This is a genomic window from Pseudoalteromonas sp. SIMBA_162 (genome assembly GCF_046535955.1).
Taxonomy (GTDB): Bacteria; Pseudomonadota; Gammaproteobacteria; order Enterobacterales; family Alteromonadaceae; genus Pseudoalteromonas; species Pseudoalteromonas marina.
Genome location: NZ_JAWJBQ010001181.1, coordinates 1 through 237, shown reverse-complemented (window position 1 = coordinate 237; position 237 = coordinate 1). Strand labels below are relative to the sequence as shown.

Annotated in this window: 1 protein-coding gene; it reads right to left on the bottom strand. The window is 69.2% G+C overall.

What is annotated here, in order from left to right:
• On the bottom strand, positions 1-194 hold a 194-nt coding region (locus R0J88_RS23410; RefSeq protein WP_410901377.1), incomplete at its 3' end, for a hypothetical protein.
• Between the last annotated feature and the right edge of the window lie 43 nt (positions 195-237).

The following is a 237-nucleotide window of genomic DNA, read 5'->3' as shown; positions in this document are numbered from 1 at the left end:
AGCCAGAACCAATGCATATGCTTGGCGCGCCGGGCCTTCTGACGCCGGAATGTGATGCGCACCAGTCCGGCGTGGCCGGCGTCGATCTCGACCGGGTAGTCGCGGTCCTCGGCGGCGGCCGCTGGCGGCAGGGTGAGGGCGGCCCGGGCCACGTAAGAGCCTGGCACCTGTTCCAGAATTCCGTTGTCGTCCATGGTCGACCTACCGCGGCCCCATGCCCTTGCGCAGCTTGCGGGG